At 38.8% G+C, this 5,652-nt stretch carries 12 protein-coding genes; 11 read left to right on the top strand and 1 reads right to left on the bottom strand.

Translation table 11 applies throughout. The features are described from left to right. Positions 1 to 475: 475 nt before the first annotated feature. Complete coding sequence (locus HT723_RS09810; RefSeq protein ID WP_172935119.1) at positions 476 to 1,213, bottom strand: S24 family peptidase; 738 nt, start codon at positions 1,211 to 1,213, stop codon at positions 476 to 478. A 165-nt stretch (positions 1,214 to 1,378) separates the two neighbouring features. Between HT723_RS09810 and HT723_RS09805 the strand changes: the two genes are divergently transcribed. The 11 genes from HT723_RS09805 to HT723_RS09755 all read left to right on the top strand — a co-directional run. Next, the gene (locus HT723_RS09805) at positions 1,379 to 1,594 is read left to right on the top strand and encodes a helix-turn-helix transcriptional regulator (RefSeq protein WP_172935118.1); all 216 of its coding nucleotides are present in this window, start codon (positions 1,379 to 1,381) and stop codon (positions 1,592 to 1,594) included. A gap of 306 nt (positions 1,595 to 1,900) precedes the next feature. After that, positions 1,901 to 2,074 carry a hypothetical protein gene (locus HT723_RS09800; RefSeq protein ID WP_000130088.1) on the top strand — a complete coding sequence of 58 codons (174 nt, stop codon included), beginning with the start codon at positions 1,901 to 1,903 and terminating at the stop codon, positions 2,072 to 2,074. A 154-nt stretch (positions 2,075 to 2,228) separates the two neighbouring features. Next, positions 2,229 to 2,657: a hypothetical protein gene (locus tag HT723_RS09795; RefSeq protein WP_001227461.1), complete on the top strand. Its 429-nt coding sequence runs from the start codon at positions 2,229 to 2,231 to the stop codon at positions 2,655 to 2,657. A 3-nt stretch (positions 2,658 to 2,660) separates the two neighbouring features. Then, positions 2,661 to 2,807, top strand: coding sequence for a hypothetical protein (locus HT723_RS09790; RefSeq protein WP_000438875.1), 147 nt, complete (start codon positions 2,661 to 2,663; stop codon positions 2,805 to 2,807). After that, positions 2,794 to 2,943, top strand: a complete 150-nt coding sequence (locus tag HT723_RS09785; protein WP_172935117.1) for a hypothetical protein — start codon at positions 2,794 to 2,796, stop codon at positions 2,941 to 2,943. The genes HT723_RS09790 and HT723_RS09785 overlap by 14 nt, the downstream gene beginning before the upstream one ends. A gap of 78 nt (positions 2,944 to 3,021) precedes the next feature. Continuing rightward, positions 3,022 to 3,288, top strand: a complete 267-nt coding sequence (locus tag HT723_RS09780) for a hypothetical protein (protein WP_172935116.1) — start codon at positions 3,022 to 3,024, stop codon at positions 3,286 to 3,288. Then, a complete protein-coding gene (locus HT723_RS09775; protein ID WP_119919969.1) occupies positions 3,281 to 3,496 on the top strand; it encodes a hypothetical protein in 216 nt (71 codons plus the stop codon). The genes HT723_RS09780 and HT723_RS09775 overlap by 8 nt, the downstream gene beginning before the upstream one ends. Next, positions 3,493 to 3,750 (top strand): hypothetical protein, encoded by a 258-nt coding sequence (locus tag HT723_RS09770; RefSeq protein ID WP_166735836.1) that lies wholly within the window; start codon positions 3,493 to 3,495, stop codon positions 3,748 to 3,750. Before HT723_RS09775 ends, HT723_RS09770 begins: the two co-directional genes overlap by 4 nt. Positions 3,751 to 3,764: 14 nt before the next feature. Continuing rightward, positions 3,765 to 4,037 carry a hypothetical protein gene (locus HT723_RS09765; RefSeq protein WP_166735837.1) on the top strand — a complete coding sequence of 91 codons (273 nt, stop codon included), beginning with the start codon at positions 3,765 to 3,767 and terminating at the stop codon, positions 4,035 to 4,037. After that, positions 4,034 to 4,549, top strand: coding sequence for a hypothetical protein (locus tag HT723_RS09760; RefSeq protein ID WP_172935115.1), 516 nt, complete (start codon positions 4,034 to 4,036; stop codon positions 4,547 to 4,549). Before HT723_RS09765 ends, HT723_RS09760 begins: the two co-directional genes overlap by 4 nt. Then, positions 4,542 to 5,652: virulence-associated E family protein (locus HT723_RS09755; RefSeq protein ID WP_172935114.1), on the top strand; the 1,111-nt coding region annotated here is incomplete at its 3' end. The genes HT723_RS09760 and HT723_RS09755, both read left to right, overlap by 8 nt.

The raw sequence follows: 5,652 nt of genomic DNA, 5'->3' as shown, positions 1-5,652 counted from the left end.
AAACTAGGAAACTAGCCGCAGGCTGTACTGGAGTAGGGCAAGGTGAAGCTGACGTAGTTTGAATTTGATTTTCGAAGAGTATTATTTGTTCATCTAATGTTTGAAATGGTTTCATATATGTTCCTTGTATACAAAAACACCACCTAGTAGAACTAGGCGGTGTTTTGCGTACTCTGTTCCCTTGGGAGCAGAAACTCTTCTCATTGCCTAATAATACTGTAATTTTTAGTTTTTGTCAATCTTTTTGGTTTGTTTTTTAAAAATTTTTGAGTATCGAAAAATCTCAACGCTGGGAACGTTGCTTTTATTGCATTGTCAGACAAGTTAGCGGTAGCAGGCTTGTCTTTTTCTATTTGTCAATTTCGCTTATTTTTGCGCTTTAGTCTGTAAAATTGGCTTTCTATTCTTCAATTTCCCCTGTTTTTGCACGATAGACCTTAAAAATAGGGTTGCTATTGGCGAATGTGGGGATTTTTTAATTCTCTCTATATATACTCACGACTTCGCCGATGGTGCGTATATCGTTGTCTTCGTCTAGTTGAATATCAGCACATTCAGGGTTAAGACTTTCTAAATACCCTTGACGCAGTTTCTTGACGTAGTTAGCGCCGTCTACTTGGAAGATACCGATAGTGTTATAGTCAACTTGAGGTGCATTCTTTATAAAAAGATAGTCGCCGTTTTTTATCTTTGGCTCCATAGAGTTGCCAACGACATAAGCGATAGCGTCGTAGTCGTCTGGTATTTCATCAGTATAAAAGCATTTTTCTATGTTTAGGTTATCGTCTTGAGTTATTCCGTTTCCAGCGGTTACAACTCCGATAACAGGGAGCGTCTTGCTTTCCCTGTAGTCGTCCAGACTGATAATATTTTCTGATACTATGTTTTCGTTTTTCTGCTCCAGCAGCTGCTTTTTAAGATAAGTCAAGGCTTTTTCTTGTCTTGGTGGAGTGAGTTGATCATAGATGGCTTGAACTGGGGAAGCGGTAGCAATTGCTTCAATGATAGGAGGGAAAAAGCTATCTATAGACACGCCGAAAATATCAGCAAGTTTGAAAATTGTGTCTTGATTAACCTTTATAATACCCTTTTCGTATTTACTTATTGTTTGTTTACTGGTTGACATTTTTTCAGCTAGTACAGATTGAGTCCATCCGTTTTCTTTTCTAAGAAATTTTATCTTTTCTCCAACGTGTTGAGCGAGATTGTCCATGTTATCCCCTCCTTTCGTATTTTCATTATAACAAAAAAGTCACTTAAAAAGCAACTTTTTTTATTTTTTAACAAAAAAACTGTTGACAAGTCGCCTAAAAAGCGATAATATAGTTTTGTCGCCTGATAAGCGACTTGTAAAAACTAAAAAAGGAGGGGAAAGTTATTGCAGGAAAAACTATTGATTTTACGTAAAAAACAAGGTATTTCTCAACAAGAATTAGCTGATTATTTAAAAATATCAGTTACTTCTTATGGGCAAAAAGAACGCGGAGAAAAGGCTTTTACGTTGGATGAAATGTTTGCGCTAAGTACTTTTTTCGAGTTATCGATTAGCGAAATTTTTTTACCAAGAAAGTCGCTTAAAAAGCGACGATACTAGAAAGGAGCGACACAATCGCAATACTATATTACATTTACAAGTTTCTCATGTGGTGCTTTACCACTGGGGATTGACAACAAAAAAAGTCACTTGCGGAGAGTTTGGCGACTGAAGCAAGCGACTGGATCAAGAATATAGATATTTTTTCTATACCTTGATTATAGCATAATACAGCGGTTTCCGCTAGTACATTGAAAATAAAATAAGGTACGCTGGGAAGATTTTAAATTTTTTTCGGTTTAGGGGTTGACATTTAAGACGACAAGAATTATAATAATTTATGTCGTCAAGAAAGGAGGCAATCCGATGACTGACAAAATAAAGAAAGTAGGACGTCCGAAGGGAGAAAACTCTAATACCGTAAAATTAACAGTCAGAGTTAGCGAACAGCTAAATAGTAAGCTGGAAGAGTACGGTAAAAAGAATGGTTTGACAAAACCTGAAACCTTGAGAAAAGCCTTTGAAAATCTTACTAAATAAAAAATACCTTGCAACTTGTCAAACGCCAATCCGAGAAGTTGCAAAGTATCCGCCCCCACGAATGAGGTACGTAAATATCTTATCATGCGTACTCTTATTTGTCAAACATAGAAATAGAGTGCGCTTTTTGCGTACCCAAAAAATGAGGTAAACAATGAGAAAGAAACATCAAGTAGTAAAATTTAAAGATATAGCTGAAAAATTGCCAGAATTAGAGGGTAAGCGTCTAGAAGAAATTACTAAAGTATTAGGTTACCGTAACCTAGAGAGTTGCAGAACCAACCTCTGCAAGCTGAAACAAAACAATCGCCTAGATTTTACACTAGAAAAAGGAGTTTATAGCAAGTTCGCACTCTTGGACGGTACGGTAAAAGAGGAATTGGAAGATAAAGAATTGTCAGAACGTGGGCGCTATTTGAAGAGCGTAGACCGCTATAAGGCAATGCTAAACGCCTTTTCTATCGCTTTTGATAGCACAGTCAAGGCGGAAACCAGACAAAAAGCAGAACATGACGGCTTGAAAGCCTTGGACAGAATCCCAGACAAGCACTACGCCCTACTTTATGACATGATGGAGGGCTAACAGATGGAACAATACACAAAAAGAGCAAGCGCCTTGATTATAACTTTTAATCGTGGGGTTATATCTCAAGATGAGTTTATTGAAGAATTTACAAAACTAAGAGAAAAGGTAGTAAAAGCAGTAAGTGAGGCAAAGAATGACAAATTATGATAGAGCCAAGCGATTTTACAGCCGTGCAACTTACGCCCTAAGCGATTTTCTCCATGGGCGGATAGATGAACAAGACTTTAGAAAACAATGGCAACGGTTAGCAGATAAAGCCGTAAACGAAATGAATAAAAACTAAGAAAACCGAAGAGCAGGCAAGCAAATTAGAAAAGGTTTTGAAAAACTGGATAGTAAAAGACAAAAAAAGGAAACAAACATGACAAAAGAAGAAATTAAAAATATTTTAGATGAACTAGATGATTTAACCTTAGGACTTAACACCGCTGAAAATGCTTTAAAGGCTACTTCTCATTTTTTTAGTAAAAACATGAGCAACCAAGAGAAGGCCTTACTTTTAGCCTTGGAATATAACACGCAAAGCGCCATTTTTAACCTTGCTTATGATTGTCTTATCAATGCAAAGGAAAATCTAGTTAATACTATCGGAATGTACCGCAAAGAATTGGAGGAAAAACATGAATGAACTAGATATAAGCAACACACAGGCTGCTGTCTTAATCGTGGTATTGATTGGCTTACTACTTTATCTAAACCACCGAGACCGCAAAAAAAGCGCCCAAATTGAGCGAGAAAACCAACAGAGGATAGAAACACCTAGCGAGGATTTAAATCCTGATTATGGGCGATATATCCAGCTTGCAGGGGTAAGAGTTTACGGAGGGATGAAATGAGTTACACAGTGAAGATATACCTTGATAGTGAAAAAATACCAGATGAACCTTATTTTACTAAAGAGATTTTTCTAGCTACGTGTATGGACAATGCAACAAAGTTAGCTGTAACTAGGGGCTTGTTGACAAAACAAGCGTTGGATTTAGAGGCTGAGACAGCTATCTTGAAAACCTTGGATACAATCATAGAGACTCAAAAAGCTATTTTGCAAGGGGTAGCGAGCGGACAAATAACCTTTGTAAATAAAAGTTAAGGAGGTGGGCGGATATGTTTAGCCTAAGCCGAGAAAGTGAGCATGATTTGACGCATGGCATTCTGGAGGTAGTGGAAAGATACCTGGAAGCGCATGAGAAAGCACCGCAGAGACTGACCAAGTTGATAAATAGAGTTGAACTCAAAGAGGAATTGAAAATTAGTGACAACACGCTGAATAAGTGGGAAAGTCAGGGTTTAAGACGCTATCAACCGCCAGACGATGGTTCAAGAATGATTTACTATTTAGTGACCGACATCTGGAAGTTTCTGGGGGTGGATGAATGAGAGTGCTTGAGTTAATTCTATCCGCTGAAAAATTACCTTTGTTTGGCTTTCTCAAGTCTAGCCCAACCCAAGTTTGGAAGAATGGCAATCACTATAAATTTATCTATTTTGAGCCAATAGGCGAGGGTTTGACGGCTTTTCACTACAAAGGCTTGTATGTGGTAGTTAAAGACGAAAGCGAGGAAGTAAAGGGCTGGGAATTGGCCAGAGATTTAGAGATAGGTTTGGCCAGTCCTAACTTGCTGACGATCCTGAAAGATTTAGAGGTAAACAAATTGACCGAGCAACGGCAGGGGCTTGGAGTGGAGTTAAAAGGTTGGATTTTTGACCTGATTTGTAACGGGATTTATACCAAATATGAGACTTCGCTTTTTGTCCGCTTGCTATTTGTGAATGGCTACAGTTTTAGTCAGCTGGTGGACTTGTTTTCTACAATCGTCAAGCGTAAAGACCTAGCAAGCTATTTCCTAGAAGTAGCGACAAAATTCTATAAGGAGGTGGCTTTTGAATAGCAACGACATTGTAAATAAAATCATTGAAGAAGATCAGCAACAAGCACCGCCTGAAGTGGTGGACCTGACCCAAGCAAGGGAGACAGATGAGGAACACAATAGCCTGAACTTGGCAAAAAGAGCAAGAGGTGACGGTTTTGATAGAGGTTTAGACAATCTCCGAAAGATTTTGAGCGGAGATAGTAAGTTAAAGGGGGCGATACAGTACAACGTATTCACTTATGAAATTGAAGTGACTAGACCAATGAAGCTAAACGGTAGAACCCTGAGCGGTGCGATCGATGACCTGATTATCAGAGAGATTAGGGCTTATATTGCTACCAAGTACAAGCTGGACTATAAAAAGCCTGATATAGCTGATTTTTTGGAGATAGTGGCTGGAGAACATAGCTACAACCCTTTAAAAGACTATCTGGAATCTTGCGAAAGCGAGTATAAAGAGTTAGTGAATCAGCGTGATCCCTTTGATATTTTAAGGCATTATCTCAATATCAAGGATGATGAATATAACCGTATTATCATGGACTTGTTTTTCCGTGGAGCGGTTGCCAAGGTGTTTGACCCTACTGTTAAGTTTGACTTTGTACTGGATTTAACTGGAAGGCAGGGAGTAGGAAAGACTCAATTTTTTGAGGGGCTTTTTACCCACAAGTATTTTACAACCGTTGAGACCTTCACAGACAAAGACGACAAGGCTAGAATGGTGAGAAACTGGTGTGTATTTGATGATGAGATGGTGGCCAGCAAAAAGGCTAGTTTTTCAGAATTGAAGAAATTCATCACAGAAACCAAGTTAGAGTTTAGACCGCCTTACGCTTCCAGTGATAGGCGACTCCCTAAGAGTTTTATTATTGTGAGGGCAACTAATGACCATGATTATTTGAACGACCTGACAGGAGAAAGGCGCTTTCTGGTTGCTGAAGTCCACAAAGACACCGCCTATAAGGGCAGGAAGTGGACAGAGAAAGACCGTAGACACTTTTGGGGTGCTATGGTGATGGCTTGGAGAGCTAACCAAGTCTTGAACCTGACAGACGAGCAGGAAAAGCTAGTAAATGAGGTTAGAAGCTGTTACAAGTTTGTAGATGAAACCCTTGAGGATT

Source organism: Streptococcus sp. 2106 (genome assembly GCF_013277315.1).
GTDB lineage: Bacteria > Bacillota > Bacilli > Lactobacillales > Streptococcaceae > Streptococcus > Streptococcus pseudopneumoniae.
This window is presented reverse-complemented; position numbering and strand designations above follow the sequence as displayed.

Excerpts from the sequence above, each read along its gene's own strand:
- HT723_RS09810 (WP_172935119.1), bottom strand. The coding sequence starts at position 1,213 with ATGGACAATCTCGCTCAACACGTTGGAGAAAAGATAAAATTTCTTAGA.
- HT723_RS09800 (WP_000130088.1), top strand. The coding sequence starts at position 1,901 with ATGACTGACAAAATAAAGAAAGTAGGACGTCCGAAGGGAGAAAACTCT.
- HT723_RS09795 (WP_001227461.1), top strand. The coding sequence starts at position 2,229 with ATGAGAAAGAAACATCAAGTAGTAAAATTTAAAGATATAGCTGAAAAA.
- HT723_RS09790 (WP_000438875.1), top strand. The coding sequence starts at position 2,661 with ATGGAACAATACACAAAAAGAGCAAGCGCCTTGATTATAACTTTTAAT.
- HT723_RS09785 (WP_172935117.1), top strand. The coding sequence starts at position 2,794 with ATGACAAATTATGATAGAGCCAAGCGATTTTACAGCCGTGCAACTTAC.
- HT723_RS09780 (WP_172935116.1), top strand. The coding sequence starts at position 3,022 with ATGACAAAAGAAGAAATTAAAAATATTTTAGATGAACTAGATGATTTA.
- HT723_RS09775 (WP_119919969.1), top strand. The coding sequence starts at position 3,281 with ATGAATGAACTAGATATAAGCAACACACAGGCTGCTGTCTTAATCGTG.
- HT723_RS09770 (WP_166735836.1), top strand. The coding sequence starts at position 3,493 with ATGAGTTACACAGTGAAGATATACCTTGATAGTGAAAAAATACCAGAT.
- HT723_RS09765 (WP_166735837.1), top strand. The coding sequence starts at position 3,765 with ATGTTTAGCCTAAGCCGAGAAAGTGAGCATGATTTGACGCATGGCATT.
- HT723_RS09760 (WP_172935115.1), top strand. The coding sequence starts at position 4,034 with ATGAGAGTGCTTGAGTTAATTCTATCCGCTGAAAAATTACCTTTGTTT.